9 protein-coding genes are annotated in these 14,786 nt (G+C 72.2%); 2 read left to right on the top strand and 7 right to left on the bottom strand.

Annotated features, from left to right (window positions below; all coding sequences use genetic code 11):
• Nucleotides 1-24 precede the first annotated feature (24 nt).
• The 3 genes from ACFYSH_RS02620 to guaA form a co-directional block, all read right to left on the bottom strand.
• The gene (locus tag ACFYSH_RS02620; protein ID WP_359469659.1) at nucleotides 25-1,293 is read right to left on the bottom strand and encodes a hypothetical protein; all 1,269 of its coding nucleotides are present in this window, start codon (nucleotides 1,291-1,293) and stop codon (nucleotides 25-27) included.
• A gap of 129 nt (nucleotides 1,294-1,422) precedes the next feature.
• Nucleotides 1,423-2,178 (bottom strand): class I SAM-dependent methyltransferase, encoded by a 756-nt coding sequence (locus tag ACFYSH_RS02615; RefSeq protein ID WP_359469656.1) that lies wholly within the window; start codon nucleotides 2,176-2,178, stop codon nucleotides 1,423-1,425.
• A 166-nt stretch (nucleotides 2,179-2,344) separates the two neighbouring features.
• Entirely contained in the window at nucleotides 2,345-3,931 is a 1,587-nt protein-coding gene (gene guaA, locus ACFYSH_RS02610) for a glutamine-hydrolyzing GMP synthase (protein ID WP_359469653.1), read from the bottom strand.
• A 314-nt stretch (nucleotides 3,932-4,245) separates the two neighbouring features.
• On the opposite strand from guaA, the gene ACFYSH_RS02605 reads away from it, so the two are divergent.
• Entirely contained in the window at nucleotides 4,246-4,548 is a 303-nt protein-coding gene (locus ACFYSH_RS02605; protein ID WP_388750473.1) for a chorismate mutase, read from the top strand.
• 478 nt (nucleotides 4,549-5,026) lie between these two features.
• On the top strand, nucleotides 5,027-6,040 hold the full coding sequence (locus tag ACFYSH_RS02600) for an LAETG motif-containing sortase-dependent surface protein (RefSeq protein WP_359469649.1): 1,014 nt from the start codon (nucleotides 5,027-5,029) through the stop codon (nucleotides 6,038-6,040).
• Nucleotides 6,041-6,124: 84 nt separating this feature from the next.
• Here ACFYSH_RS02600 and ACFYSH_RS02595 read toward each other — a convergent pair whose 3' ends face one another.
• The 4 genes from ACFYSH_RS02595 to ACFYSH_RS02580 all read right to left on the bottom strand — a co-directional run bounded on the left by ACFYSH_RS02595 (nucleotide 6,125) and on the right by ACFYSH_RS02580 (nucleotide 14,594).
• On the bottom strand, nucleotides 6,125-7,963 hold the full coding sequence (locus ACFYSH_RS02595) for a GMC family oxidoreductase (protein WP_359469646.1): 1,839 nt from the start codon (nucleotides 7,961-7,963) through the stop codon (nucleotides 6,125-6,127).
• Nucleotides 7,964-8,009: 46 nt separating this feature from the next.
• Nucleotides 8,010-9,647: a succinic semialdehyde dehydrogenase gene (locus tag ACFYSH_RS02590; protein ID WP_359469643.1), complete on the bottom strand. Its 1,638-nt coding sequence runs from the start codon at nucleotides 9,645-9,647 to the stop codon at nucleotides 8,010-8,012.
• Between the two features lie 192 nt (nucleotides 9,648-9,839).
• Nucleotides 9,840-11,504, bottom strand: coding sequence for a protein kinase (locus ACFYSH_RS02585; RefSeq protein ID WP_359469640.1), 1,665 nt, complete (start codon nucleotides 11,502-11,504; stop codon nucleotides 9,840-9,842).
• Nucleotides 11,505-11,621: 117 nt separating this feature from the next.
• A complete protein-coding gene (locus ACFYSH_RS02580) occupies nucleotides 11,622-14,594 on the bottom strand; it encodes a protein kinase (RefSeq protein ID WP_359469638.1) in 2,973 nt (990 codons plus the stop codon).
• Between the last annotated feature and the right edge of the window lie 192 nt (nucleotides 14,595-14,786).

Here is a 14,786-nt window from a genome sequence, read left to right as displayed (position 1 = left end):
GGGAGCGCCCACCAGGGATACGGCTCAGTCCGTGACGTCGATGCGGCAGGAGTTCGTCTCCACGCCCGCCGCCGTGACGACCTGTACCTCCACGGAGCCGGGTTCGACCTCGACGGGCACGGGCACGGTGAGCACGGTGTCCGACGGATTGGCGAAGCCTCCGTTGACCGGGATCAGGGGGACGTGCACATGCACCGGGCCGATCCTGACGACCACACGTGCCAGTCGGTCGGGGCTGCCCGCGCCGGGCGGGACGAAGCCGGCGCCGCGGATCTCGATGTCGTCACCGGTACGGATCGGAGCGTCCAGGTCGCCGGCCTCCCGGGCGCGGACGACGGAGAGGATGACCGGCCGGCCTCCCTCCGTGTACTTCCCGGCGAAGTACGTCGCCGTCGAGACGGCCACGAGGACAGCCAGGCCCCACGGCAGATCCGGCAGTTGCTCGGGGCGGCGGGCCAGGCGGACCGCGGCGAACAGCACGGCGACGGTGCTGACCAGCACGTACTGCACATCGGTGAAGCTGCCGCGCCCGGAGTCGTCGGTCAGCAGGTCGGCGGCCTTCGGCCGGTCGGCACGCAGCTTCTGGAGTCGCTGGCCCAGCACGCGCACGGTCACCACCCGGCGTACGACGACGGCGACGGCGCACACCAGCGCGAGCACGGTCAGCACGCCGGCCGAGCGGACCAGGTCCAGACCCTCGATCAGGGCGTCGCGGTCGGCGTGGTCGGACGCCCCGGCCAGTTGGAGCGCGAGGACGAGCACGGCGAAGACGGCGAGCAGCACCCAGGAGGCGGCGACGGTGCGCGAGGTGGAGAGCCGGTTGTCCTCCCCGATCAGCGGGGCGAGGAGGCCGCCGCGGGCCCGGTGGACTCGGGCGGCGCCGGTCAACAGGCCCGCCGTGACGAGTGCGGCGATCAGGCCCGCGGTGCGGGCCGTGGACCAGCCGGCGCCGATGGCGGTGACGGCCTCGCCGATGACGAGCAGGGCGACGCCGCCCCAGACGACCACGAGGGTGCGTACCCAGAGCGTGTGGAGCCAGGCGTCACCGGCCTCGCGGCTGCGCTCGGCGACGGTGCGGGCCGACTCGGTCAGCTCGTCCGACACCCACTGCCTGGAGGCGGAGACGGACTGGGCGACCCCGCTGGGCAGCCCCTGCCCGGAGGCGAGTTCGTCCCGCTTGGCGAGGAAGGCCGCCACCGCTCGCCGGTGCCCTTCGCGTGCTCCGTGCGGGCAGTCGCCGCACGTACAGCCACCGCCGTGCGCACTCTTCGCCCTCGCCTCGTCCAACGCCACGGAGTACGCCACCCTTTCCCGCCCCGGTACAACCAACTCGCCTCTTAATTCTGCGAATTGTGCCGTACGGGGCGAGTCCGTCCCGCATCGGGGCGGCCTGGGAGCGCCTGCTGTACAGATGTGCGATTGTCAGGCGCTGAGTACGAGGTAGGCGAGGCCCAGCGTCCCGCGATATCCGCCGTAGTAACCGGTACGGCGGGCGTCGACGGCCTCGGTCACCGCGGCGTGCAGCCGGTGCCCGGGGCTGGCCAGTGCCCAGCGCTCGCCCTGGCCGATGTTGGCGGCGGACTCGAAGAGGTCCCACTCGCGCTGGTCGGCCACGGTCACCTGGAGCGCCCGGAGCCCGGCCGCCTCCGCCTGCCGGATCAGACCGAGCAGCGGGCCGAAGTCGTCCGGCTCCGCACCGAGACCCTCCAGGGCGGCGGGCGAGGGTTCACGCTCCCAGAACCCCTCCCCGAACAGCACCCGTCCACCGGGCCGTACGGCGGCGCGCAGGGCCTTCAGCGCCTCCGGGGCGCCGCCGGGCCAGGCGTGCGCGGCGCCGATGGAGACGGCGAGGTCGTAGCCGTCCCCCGGGTACTCGGCGGCCGGTACCTCGTGGAAGCGCACCCGGTCGGCGAGCCCGCGCTCCTCGGCCAGGCGCCGGCCACGCGCGACGGCCTCCGCGTCGGTCTCGATGCCGTCCCCCGTGGAGCCGGGCGCCGCCTCGACGAGGCGCATCAGCAGCTCACCCCAGCCACTGCCGAAGTCGGCGACGCGTGCCCCGGGAGCGGGGGCGCAGGCTGAGATCAGCTGGGCGGCATGTTCCTCGGAGAGCGGGGTGTTCCAGGTGAGGCTGTCGTTACCGGGGGCGGACATGAGGGCGCGGACTTCTTCGGCAGACATGGTGACGCACCCTGGCACGGGAGGACGGAATCGTGCCAGTGCATTTCAGAGGCGGCGCTCCCCTACGCCGAGGCCTCGTCCCCTGACGCGACGTATCCAGCGGGTACGACGATGCCGCCGCCCGGACGAACGAGCGACGGCATCGGCACCGAACCTGCGGGAGGGACTACTCCCACTCGATCGTCCCCGGCGGCTTGCTCGTCACGTCGAGCACCACGCGGTTGACGTCGGCGACCTCGTTGGTGATGCGGGTGGAGATCTTCGCCAGCGTCTCGTACGGCAGGCGCGACCAGTCGGCCGTCATGGCGTCCTCGGAGGAGACCGGGCGCAGCACGATCGGGTGGCCGTAGGTACGGCCGTCGCCCTGGACACCGACGCTGCGGACGTCCGCGAGCAGGACCACGGGGCACTGCCAGATGTCACGGTCCAGGCCGGCGGCGGTCAGCTCCTCGCGGGCGATGGCGTCGGCCTCGCGCAGCAGGTCCAGCCGCTCCTTGGTGACGTCGCCGACGATGCGGATCCCGAGGCCGGGGCCGGGGAACGGCTGGCGCTGGACGATCTCCTCCGGCAGACCGAGCTCCTGGCCGACCATCCGGACCTCGTCCTTGAACAGCTGGCGCAGCGGCTCGACGAGCTGGAACTCGATGTCGTCGGGGAGCCCGCCCACGTTGTGGTGGGACTTGATGTTGGCGGTGCCGGTGCCGCCGCCGGACTCGACGACGTCCGGGTAGAGGGTGCCCTGGACGAGGAAGGCGACCTCGGGGCCGTCCTCCTGGAGGATCTCCAGCTGGGCCTGCTCGAAGACGCGGATGAACTCGCGGCCGATGATCTTCCGCTTCTGCTCCGGGTCGGACACGCCGGCCAGGGCGTCGAGGAAGCGCTTCTCCGCGTCGACGACCTTCAGCTTCGCGCCGGTCGCGGCCACGAAGTCCTTCTCGACCTGCTCGGTCTCGCCCTTGCGCATCAGACCGTGGTCGACGTACACGCAGGTCAGCTGGGAGCCGATGGCCTTCTGCACGAGGGCGGCCGCCACCGCGGAGTCCACGCCGCCGGAGAGGCCGCAGATGGCGCGCTTGTCGCCGACCTGCTCGCGGATCAGGGCGATCTGCTCCTCGACGACGTTGGTGGTCGTCCAGGTCGGCTCGATGCCCGCGCCGCGGTAGAGGAAGTGCTCCAGGACCTGCTGGCCGTAGGTCGAGTGCATGACCTCCGGGTGGTACTGGACCCCGTAGAGCTTCTTCTCGTCGTTCTCGAAGGCGGCGACCGGTACGACGTCCGTGGACGCGGTCACGGTGAAGCCCTCGGGGGCGGCGGAGCAGGCGTCGCCGTGCGACATCCAGACCGACTGCTCCGTGGGCGTGCCCTCGAAGAGGGTGGACCCGGCCTTGGAGACGGCGAGCGGGGTGCGGCCGTACTCACGGGCGCCGTTGTCGTCGACCGTGCCGCCGAGCGTGGTGGCCATCAGCTGGAAGCCGTAGCACATGCCGAAGACCGGGATTCCGGCCTCGAACAGCGAACGGTCGAGGCTGGGCGCGTCCTGCGCGTACACCGAGGACGGACCGCCGGACAGGATGATCGCCCGGGGGTTCCTGGCCAGCATCTCGGCCACCGGCATCGTGGACGGGACGACCTCGCTGTAGACCCGCGCCTCACGGACACGGCGGGCGATGAGCTGGGCGTACTGGGCGCCGAAGTCGACGACGAGGACCACGTCGGTGGTGATGTCGGCGGCGGCGGGGGGTGCTGCTGGCACGGGAGCGGCCTTCCGGCGGTGGAGAAGGGGGTCGGTCCTGCCAATTCTACCGGCCGTGGGACAACGCCCCGCCGGACTGCCGTCTCACCATCCGGGCCCGGCGTGGACCCGGGCCCGGGGTGGGTCCATACTTGCCCCATGCGTCAGCACACGACCTTCGTCTTTACCTATGGCACCCGGCCCGCCGGCTGCCATGGTCGTGCTGCTTGAGCAACTGACAAGCAACGTTCCAGGCGCCCCGGGCCGACAGGCCCGGGGCGTTCTGGCGTTCCGGGCCTGTGGCTCAGGGGGCCGCACCCCACCAGGAGTCACGGATGAACAGCACCGCTCCCACGAAGACCGCCGCCGAGCGGACCGGCGCGCACACCGGCGAGGCCGCCTCCCTGATCGGCGACGCACGGACGCGCATCGACGCGCTGGACGACCGGATCATCGGCCTCGTCCAGGAACGGATGGCCGTCTCGGCGGTCATCCAGGAGGCGAGGATCACGTCCGGCGGCCGCCGGGTGAACCTGTCCCGGGAGATGGACGTCCTCAGCCACTACAGCGACGCCCTGGGCAAGCCGGGCACAGCCCTCGCCATGACACTGCTGGAACTGTGCCGCGGCCGGGTGTGACGTACGGGAAGGCTGTACGGCCGCACCCGCGTTCGGGCCCGGTCTCACCCGTACGGCGCGTGACCGGGCCCCGGACGGCTTCGTTGGTCCTGGTGTCCGTGCCAGCCAGGGGCGGCAGCGGCAGGAATCCACGCATGGCCCCGCCGGGACGTGTGACGTACCGCAGGTGCGTCGTGGGACCACGACCCGGCGTGTGTGACCGGCCGGCAGGGGACAGCGGGCCGGTCACCCCATGTGCGACCGGTCCCGGGGACGCCCGGGGCCGGCCGCCCTCGGACCACACTCACGCGGCGCGAACGGCCCGGGGATGTGGCGAGCGCCACATAAAGATTCTGTGAAACCAGGGACAACCGTTGCGGGCCTTCACAGGTCATGCATGGCGAACACAACGGCTCGTTCCGTCCCCACAACGGCAGGCCCGTTCACTCCTTTCAGGTACCGCGACCCAAGCGCTACCACGGACCCGCTGAGGCCACAGATGAAGCTTCGCCGCACCCTGGCACTCGCTGCCGCAACCGCCGTCATAGGCCCGGTCGTCCTGCTCTCCGCACCGACCGCGTTCGCGGACACCGAGACCACGACGACCGAGACCGTCTCCCCCACGCCGGCCGAGACGCCGAGCGGGACACCGTCCGACACGGTGACCCCGGAGAACACCGAGTCCACCTCGCCGTCCCCGACGGTCACTCCGGAGTCCACGGAGTCGTCCGAGGGCACCACGCCCGAGACGGCCTCCCCCACCCCGACCGCCACCGAGTCGCAGACCCCGTCCGCTACGCCGACGCCCAGCGCTTCGGAGACCGAAGAGGAGGAGGAAGAGGGCGATCCGCTCGACGAGTGCGAGCCGCGTCCTCTGGAGCTCTCCATCAACGGCCTCTCCGGCAAGATCGTCCGGGGCAGTGGCTGGGACCGGTTCACCTTCAACGTCTACAACGACTCGGAGAACACCGTGAAGAACGTGGCGTTCTTCGCGGGCGCCGCAGCCGACAAGGCGGGCGAGCAGCTCTTCACCACCAAGCAGGTCCGGCTCCAGGCCCTCAACGAGGCGGACGGCACCTGGGAGGACCTGGGCCTGGACACGTCGTCCGGTTACGTCGGCGAGACCGACGAGATCAAGCCCGGCTACGAGGTCGACATCGACCTGCGCCTCAAGGTGGCGGCGAGCGCCCCGGTGGGCGCCGGCTTCAGCCTCGGCGGCGGGCTCGTCTTCGGCGAGGAGCTGGCCCTGCCGTGCTTCACGGACGTCGCCTACAAGTTCCAGATCGTCAAGGCCGGTGACGAGGACGGCACGAAGCCCCAGGAGGGCGGCAAGGTCCCCGTGCCCGTCACGAAGCCGGCCGGTGACACCAGCAAGGTCACCGGCAGCCTCGCCGAGACCGGTTCCTCCTCCAGCACGTCGATGATCGCCCTCGCGGGCGGCGCGGCCGTGGTGCTGGGTGCCGGCGCGATGTTCGTCGTGCGCCGCCGCAAGAACGCAGGCGCCGCCGCCTGAGGCGCGCGCCTCACCGGTAGGTGAGTGAAGGGGCTGCACTCGGAGGGGGGTGCAGCCCCTTCGCGTTCCCTTCGCGTTCCCCGCTCAGGACTCTGGCGCGGCCGCCTTCGGCGGCACCACCGGTATCCCGAGGAACGGCAGCTTCAGCGCCCCGAACGCTTCCTCCGGCACGGCGGGCGCCTGCGGCTCGACGGGGGCCAGCCGCTCGTACGCCGTGTCCTGCGCCGGACGCGGGTCCGCCTCACCCTTGTTGGGCCAGAAGGACATCGCGCGCTCCGCCTGCGCCGTGATGGTCAGTGACGGATTGACGCCGAGGTTGGCGGAGACCGCGGAGCCGTCGACGACGGAGATGCCCGGGTGCCCGTAGAGCCGGTGGTACGGATCGATGACGCCTTCCTCCGCGCTCGCCCCGATCGGGCAGCCGCCGAGGAAGTGCGCGGTGAGCGGGGTGCCCATCAGCTCACCGACGTTCGACCCGGCGAAGCCGTTGATCTCCTGGGCGAGCAGCGTCGCGCCCTGGGTCGCCTCAGCTATCTGTGTCGGGTTGGGCGCACCGTGGCCCTGCCGGGCGGTGAGCAGGCCCTTGCCGACGCCGCCGGGCTTGCGGTACGCGACCAGGGAGTTGTCCAGCGACTGCATGACGAGACCGATGATGGTCCGCTCCGACCAGCGCCGGTTGGACAGCGAGCGCATCAGGAGCCACGGGTGTCGGGCCACGTTGCCGAACCAGCTCAGCACCCGGTGCGTGCTGTAGGGAACCTGGAGGATGGTCAGCGCGCCCATCGCGTTGGAGCCCTTGCCGTAACGCACCGGCTCGATGTGGGTGTTCTCGTCGGGGTGGATCGACGAGGTGATGGCGACACCCCGGGTGAAGTCGGCCTTTGGTGTGCCGTGCTTCTTGCGGTAGCGGCGGTCGCTGGTCTGCGCCCCCACCAGGCCCTCCGAGTTGGTGCGGGTCAGCTCACCGAGCCGGGACGACAGCCGGGGCAGCAGTCCTTCGTCCCTCATCGTGTGCAGCAGGGTCTGCGTGCCGTACGTGCCCGCGGCGATGACCACCTTCCTGGCCCGCAGCACGGACGGTGCCGCCTTGCGGCGCCGGTGCGTGGGCACGGTCGACACACGGTAGCCGCCGTCCGGGCCGTCCGTGACGGCGACGACGGACGTCATCGGGTGGATGACGGCGCCGGCCTTCTCCGCCAGGTACAGGTAGTTCTCGTTGAGGGTGTTCTTCGCGCCGTGTCGGCAGCCCGTCATGCATTCGCCGCACTGGGAGCAGGCCTTGCGGGCGGGGCCCGCACCGCCGAAATAGGGGTCGGCCGTCTCTCCGCCGGGTTTCGTGCGCGCCGTGCCGTCGGCGTCCTGGCCGTCACCGAAGAAGACGCCGACCGGAGCGAGGTGGAAGGAGTCGCCGACACCCATGGTCTCGGCCACGGCCTTGAGGTGGATGTCCGCCGGGGTCACGGTCGGGTTGAGCCGCACTCCGAGCATCCGCTTCGCCTGGTCGTAGTACGGCGCCAGCTCGTCCTTCCAGTCGGTGATGCCGGCCCACTGACGGTCCTCGAAGAACGGGGCGGGCGGCACGTACAGGGTGTTGGCGTAGTTGAGCGAGCCGCCGCCGACACCCGCACCGGCCAGCACCATCACCTTGCCCAGCAGATGCACCCGCTGGATGCCGAACAGACCGAGCGCCGGGGCCCACAGGTAGTTCTTGATGTCCCAGGAGTTCCTGGGCAGGGTGGCGCGCGTGAAGCGGCGGCCCGCTTCCAGGACGCCGACCCGGTATCCCTTCTCGCTCAGCCGCAGGGCCGAGACCGCGCCGCCGAAGCCCGAGCCGACGACGAGGACGTCGTAGTCGTACGCGTCGTCGTCCGCCGCCGGAACGGCCCGTGCGGCCTGATTCTGGGCAGGGCTGTCCTGGGACATGGCTCTCCTCGGTGCGAAAAGGGCAGATAGGGGGTGGCTGAGGGGGTCAGCGCAGCCGGAAGGCCTTCATCACCTTGAGGCTGCGGCTCATGAAGGCGGCGTACTTCTCGTCGTCCATCCCGAAGGCCGGCGCCAGGGGGATCAGCCGCTGCTGGGCGACCGTCTGGGCCTCGGTGTACTTCAGGATGCCCTCGGCGCCGTGCCGCCGGCCGAGGCCGGAGTCCTTCATGCCGCCCATGGGCGACTGGACGCTGCCGTACGCGGGTGCGTAGCCCTCGTTGATGTTGACGGTGCCGGTCCGCAGCCGCGCGGCGACGCGGTGGCCGCGCCCGGCGTCCTTCGTCCAGACACTGGAGTTGAGGCCGTAGGGGGTGGCGTTGGCGAGGGAGACGGCTTCGTCGTCGTCGCCGAAGCGGTAGACGGAGACGACCGGGCCGAAGGTCTCCTCGCCGCAGACCGCCATGGGGGCCTCGACACCGTCGAGGATGGTCGGCTCGTAGAAGAGCGGGCCGATGTCGGGCCGGGCGACACCGCCCGCGACGAGCGTGGCGCCCTTCTCCACGGCTTCGGCCACATGCCGGCTGACGGTCTCCAGCTGCCGCTCACCGACGAGCGAGCCCATGTCGGCGCCGTAGGCGAGGGAGCTGCCGAGCCGCATGGCCTTCGTACGGGCGGCGAAGCGCTCCACGAAGTCGTCGGCCACCGACTCGTGGACGTACAGCCGCTCGATGGAGATGCACAGCTGCCCGGCGGAGGAGAAGCAGGCGCGGACGGCGCCCGCGGCGGCCTTCTCCACATCGGCGTCGTCCAGGACGAGCATGGCGTTCTTGCCGCCGAGCTCCAGTGATACGCCGACGAGTCGCGCGGCGGCGCCCTGGGCGACCTCACGCCCGGTGCGGGTGGAGCCGGTGAAGGAGACGTAGTCGGCGCGGCTGACGATCTCGGGGCCGACGACGGGTCCCTCACCGAGGACCACCTGGAACACCTCGGCGGGCAGTCCGGCCTCGACGAGGAGGTCCCGGGCCCACAGCGCGGTCAGCGCGGTCTCCGTGTCGGGCTTCATCACGACGGCGTTGCCGGAGACGAAGGCGGGCAGCGCGTCGCCGACGGAGAGTTCGAGCGGGTAGTTCCAGGGGGCGATCTGGCCGACGACCCCGCGCGGCTGGCGCAGTTCGGTGACCTTGGTGAGGGTCGGGACGACCCCGGTGTGCCGCTTCGGCCTGAGGTACGAAGTGGCCCTGCGCCCGTAGTGCCGGGCCGCGACGGCCACGGCCTGCACCTCCTCGTGGGCGTGCAGCCGGGCCTTGCCCGTCTCCAGCTGGATGAGGTCGAGGACCTCGGACTGGCGCTGCAGGATCAGGTCGTGGAAGCGGAGCAGCACGGCGGCCCTGGCCCGGACGGGCGTCGCGGCCCAGGCGGGCTGGGCGGCACGGGCGCGCTCGAAGGCGGTTTCGACGTCCTCGGGGGTGGACTCGGGCAGGTCGGCCAGCTTCTCCCCGGTGAAGGGGCTGTGGTTGGCCGTGCGGCCGGAGCCGACGACGTCACGGGTCAGCTGGGCGATCACCTCGGGGGTGACCACGTCGGCGGCGGTGCGCGCGCCTGCGGGGGCGGCGGCCACCGGGTTGGTGCCGACGCGGGTGCCGGAGGCGGCGGAGGTGGTCGTGGAGGCCTGCGAGTCCGTCATGAGGGCGAGAGTATGTCCAGCCGCCCACTTTGGGTACCCGTGGGTAACAGGTTTTCACAGACCCCGCCAGAGACTCCCGCCGCGCCCAGCCACACAGCCAGTGATCACTGGCGACATAACTGCTGATCAGGAGCGATCCTCCGCGCCTCGCGGGATCACACGTCCGCCGACCTCGGCCGTCGGACTGGCACCTCAGCCCGTCGGCTCCGGCGGTTCCCAGCTGCGCAGCATGGTCTCGAAGAGCTGTCGCGTCTCCTCACGGTCCCCGTCGGGCCCGGTCAGGTAGAGCGCGTACTCCGGACCGCCCGTCTCGGCGAAGTACATCTGGTCGATGCCGAGCCGCGGTCCCGGGTGATCCTTGGTCTCGACCCAGGTGAACTCCCATCGGGACCCGGGACGGTCGCGGAAGACGTTCTCCTCCAGCGTCAGGCGCCGGTAGTCCGGCAGGCGCACGGCCAGGTCCTTCTCGATGCTCCGCATGTGCGCGTACGAGTGGGCGAAGTCGGGCTGCGGATCGAGGCTGATCCGGATGCGGCGCCCACCGTTGTCGGGGGTGTAGTCGATCTGCCCGTCGTTCACCTGCCGCTCCCAGCCGTCGGGGACGGCGAGGCTGAAGCCCTCGGGGTCGGTGACCCGCTTCCAGCCGTCGGGTATCTCCTTCGAGGCGGGCTCGGCCTCGTCCCCCGCAGGGTCCACGGCCGGACTCTGTGAGGCGGACGCGCCGGGGTCCCGCACCGGGCCGGCGGTACTCCGGTCCAACGCGCCGCCGCTGTCGCCGCCCGTCTTCGTCACGACCAGGCCCACGGCCCCGCCGATCAGCGCGGCCGCGGTGACGACCAGCAGGGCGGTGCGCCACCGGCCCCGGCTGCGCCGGGTGGTGGGCGCCGAGGTGTGCGGGGCCGTGGACGGCGGGGGCAGGGGACGGGGAAGGTGGGCGGTCGCACCGTCCGGGGCCGAGAAGGCGCGCAGGTCGTCCTCGGAGACCCGCTGCGTCGGCACGTGCGCCTGCGCGGCACGGGGCTTCCGCCCCTCCATCGCGTCCAGCAGCATGCGCTCCGTCTGCTCGGCCGTCGGACGGTCGGCGGGGTCCTTGCGCAGCAGTGCCGTGATCACGGGCGCCAGCGCGCCGCCGTGCACCGGCGGTGGCGGTTCCTCCGCGACGACGGCCTGCATGGTGGAGATCGGGGACGTACGGCGGAAGGGCGAGGTCCCCTCGACGGCCGTGTAGAGCGTGGCACCCAGCGACCAGAGGTCGGACGCGGGGCCCGGATCGCCGCCGCGCACCCGCTCGGGCGCCAGGTAGTCGATGGAACCCACCAGTTCGCCTGTCCTGGTGATGGTGGAGTCGCCCTCGATCGCTGCGATGCCGAAGTCGGTCAACAGGACCTGGCCGTCCCTGGCGAGCAGGACGTTGCCCGGCTTGACGTCCCGGTGCAGGACACCGGCGCCGTGCGCCGCCCGCAGGGCGCTCAGGACGTGCAGCCCGATCCTGGCCGCCTCGCGGGGCTCGACCTCACCCGACTCCTTCGTCGCGTCGGCGAGCGAGGGCCCGTCGACGTACTGCATGACGATCCAGGGGCGGTCGTCGTACTCGATGACGTCATGGACGGTGACGACCCCGGGATGCGTGATCCGGGCCGCCGCTCGCGCCTCCTTCTGCGTACGGGCGTGCAGCACGGCCCGGTCCGCCTCGGCGACGTACAGTCCGGCGGTCAACTCCTTGACCGCGACGGTCCGGTGCAGCACCTCGTCCTGCGCGCGCCACACCTTGCCCATGCCGCCCCGGCCCAGGACCTCACCCAGCCGGTACCGTCCGGCCAGTACGATCCCCGCGTCCGTTCCCTGCGCGTGTTCCACGTGTGTCCTCGCCCCGTTCCTTGGGACGACAGGGTACGGAGGAGAGGTGGTGCCACGTAACCTCGCACCGCCCACGAAACCGCACTGTGATGCTTGTCGCGTCGCGCTGTCGCACCGTCAGGAGCGCACGCGGTAGGTGGAGATGGCCTGCTCGTAGATGTCGGAGACCTTGTCCCGCTCACTCTCCGGGCCCATGACCTGGACGATGTGGTACCTGCCGGACACGATCATCACCAGGTTACGGACGTACACCTCACGCCCGCCGCTCTCCTGCCAGGTGAACTGTCCCTCCGCCATGGCCCGTCGACCGACGTCGACGCGGCGCAACCCGGTGGACGTGGCCCAGCTGGACTCACGGAAGGGCTGCAACTCGGGTTCCTTGTCCCGCTGGTAGTCCAACGGGTCGTCACCGTTGACCTTGACGGTGTCCCGACCGGGTACGACGAGCACGCTGAACCCGTCGCTGCCGTAACGGATCTGACGGTCGGCGTTGGCCGGACTGCGCTGCCAGTCCTCCGGCACACCGAGCTCGAAGCCTTCGGCGTCCTTGCGCAGCTCGTAGCCCGGCGCCAGGGCTGCGGCGGAACGGCTGGTCTGCGGCTTCTGCGCACCGGACGAGCCGGACGGCTCCTCGGAAGGGCGATCGGACGCCGATGCCTTGGTGGACGGGCTGTCGCCGGCCTCCGGGTCCGCCGGCGCGACGGAGCCCGAGGGAGCCGCTCCCGTCTCCGAGCCCTCCTCGGGCATGAACAGCATGGCGTAGGCGATGGCGGCGGCCATCGCCAGCAGGATCAGCACCAGCAGCAGCCGTCCGAGCCGTCGCGGCGCCCGGCCACCGGGCTGCGGCTCGCGCAGCACCTTGGGCCCCTTGGGTTCGCGGGGCGGCTTCTCGTACGCAGGTGGCCTCTCGTACGTCTGCTGCTCGAACCCCGGCGGCTGTGCGTACGCCCGTTGCGGCTGCTCGTACGAGCGCTGCTGCTCGCGGCGCTGCGGCTTTCCCTGACGATGCCGGCCCGCTCCGCCACGGCCCCAGCGGCGGCGCACCAGCTCGCCCCGGCGGCGTACGACCGGCAGTCGGGCGGCGTCGGCGGGCGGCAGCGTGACGATGTCGGTGCCGGCCTCGGGCTCCGGGGCCGACCGCACGAGGGAGCGCAGCCAGCCGCGCAGCTCTTCGAAGTCGGGGCGCTCGGTGGGGTCCTGGCGCAGCAGCGACTCGACGACGGGCCGCAGCGCGCCGCACTCCTCCGCGAAGGCCGGCGGCTCACCGCAGACCATCTGGACGAGCTCGGCCGCGTTCTCCTCCGGGTACGGGGCGTGGCCCTGCACGGCGCGGTAGAGCAGCGCGCCGAGCGCCCACAGGTCGGTGGAGGGGCCGATGGGCGGGGCGAGCTGCCAGTTGTCGTGGACCGGTCCCGCCTGCTCGGGCGCCCACCGCTCGGTCACGGCGCCGACCACGGCGATACGGGCCTGCCGGGCGCGTTCGGCGGCCAGAGGAGTGGCCGGGCCCCGGTAGGCGGGTGTGGCACCGCTTCCGGCGACGACCTCGTCCCACCCTCCGGCGGGGCCACGGGCGGCGACGGGCTGCGGCAACCGGTCCCGGCGCTCGGCCGGTCCGCTGCCGAGGCGCCGGGCGTCGGCACGCAGCGCGTCCTCGCCGGAACCACCCGGTCCTCCCGAGCCGCCCGCGGGCACGGGGCGGCCTGCGCCCGGGCCGTCGTCCCAGGTGCCGGCGAGGTGGACACGCCGTCCGGGGGGCGGGGAGCCTCCCGGGCCCTCGTCGTCCTCGTCGTCCTCGTCGTCCTCGTCCTCGTCGTCGTACGGGTACGGGGCGCCGGCCGCCGTACCCCAGCCGGTCAGCCGCGGGGTCCCGGGAGCGGGCGGAGCGGTGAACCGCGCGCCGGGCTCCTCACGCTCAGCCGCGTCGGGGCCCTCGTCAGGTCCGTCACCGGGGTCGTGCTCCGGTCGCTTGGGGTCCTCACTGCCGCGGGCCGCTGCGCGGGCACCCGCGCGGTAGGCCGCGATGGCTCCGGCACGGGCGGCTCGCACCTGCGCCGGGCTGCCCTCGGCGGGCCCCGTGGGGGGCAGGGCAGGAGGCAGCGCGGGGCGTGCCGCGGCCCCGATCCCGGTGGGGGGACCTGAGGCGGGCGGCACTCCGTCGGTGGACGTCCGGGGGGCGGGCAGGCCCTCCGGAGCGACCGGCGCATCCGACCCGGGTGCAGCCACGCTCTGCTCGTACCCGAGGGCTGGGAGCTCGTGCGGCCCGGGCTCGTACGGCTCGGACTCGACCGTCGACGGGTCGTACAGCCCGGACTCGTACGGCCCGGACTCGTACGGCCCGGACTCGTACGGCCCGGACTCGTACGGCTCGAACTCGTACGGCTCCGACTCGACCGCCGACGGATCATGCGGCTCGGCGGGACCCGACTCGACCGCCGACGGGTCGTACGGCCCGGTGGGGCCCGACTCGACCGCCGGGGGCCCGTAGGTGTCCTCGTCGTCCGGCTGCGGCGCCGGGACGTAGCCGCACAGCGCTTCCTCGGCGGCACCTGCAGCGAGCCCCGTCAGCACGACGCGGCCGTCGTCGCAGACCAGCACCGTGCGGACCGTGATGTTGCGGTGGGTCCAGCCGTGCGCGTGCAGCACCCGCAGCGCCGTGAGCACGTCGGAGCCGATCTCGGCGGCCCGGTAGGGGTTGAGGGGCCGCTCCGCGAGAAGTGCGGCGAGCGGACGGGCGGCGACCAGTTCGCTCACTATCCAGAGCGATCCCGCCTCGGCGAACACGTCGAAGACCTGGTCGAGGCGCGGATGGTCGGGCACCTGGGCGGCCGCCTGCGCGGCCTCGATCGCGCGCCGGACCGCTGGATCCGTGGGCCGCCGCACCGTACGCCCGGTGGCGCGCCGGGCCGAGGGGAGGCCGTCGCCGTCGAGCACCTCGGCGTCCACGACCTCAGGCAACGGCACCTGACGCACCAGGACTTCTTGTCCGCTGTACGTGTCAAACGCCCGTGTCTCGACCAGTTCGTACGCATCGGACGGGGGCAGCGGAAGGCGGTAGCGGTCGGCAAGCACCCGACCCGCGTAGTCGTCCACGACGCCTCCCCAGAGCGCGCTGTTCCCCCGGTCACCGAGACCGCGCGATTTCGTCGATCGCGGTCACTTGCTGTGCAGTTGACCCACCGTTGCGGCTGCGCACGGTCCTCGGCGTCTCACCATACGTGGCAAGTCGCAGTCGCGCGGCCGGTCACGCCAACCTGACCGCCCGGGCGGTCAGCCGGCCGGTCC

The sequence above is a fragment of the Streptomyces sp. NPDC005791 genome (assembly GCF_042871485.1).
Classification (GTDB): Bacteria; Actinomycetota; Actinomycetes; order Streptomycetales; family Streptomycetaceae; genus Streptomyces.
Note: the sequence above shows the minus strand (reverse complement) of the source record. Positions and strands in the feature narration are given on the sequence as shown.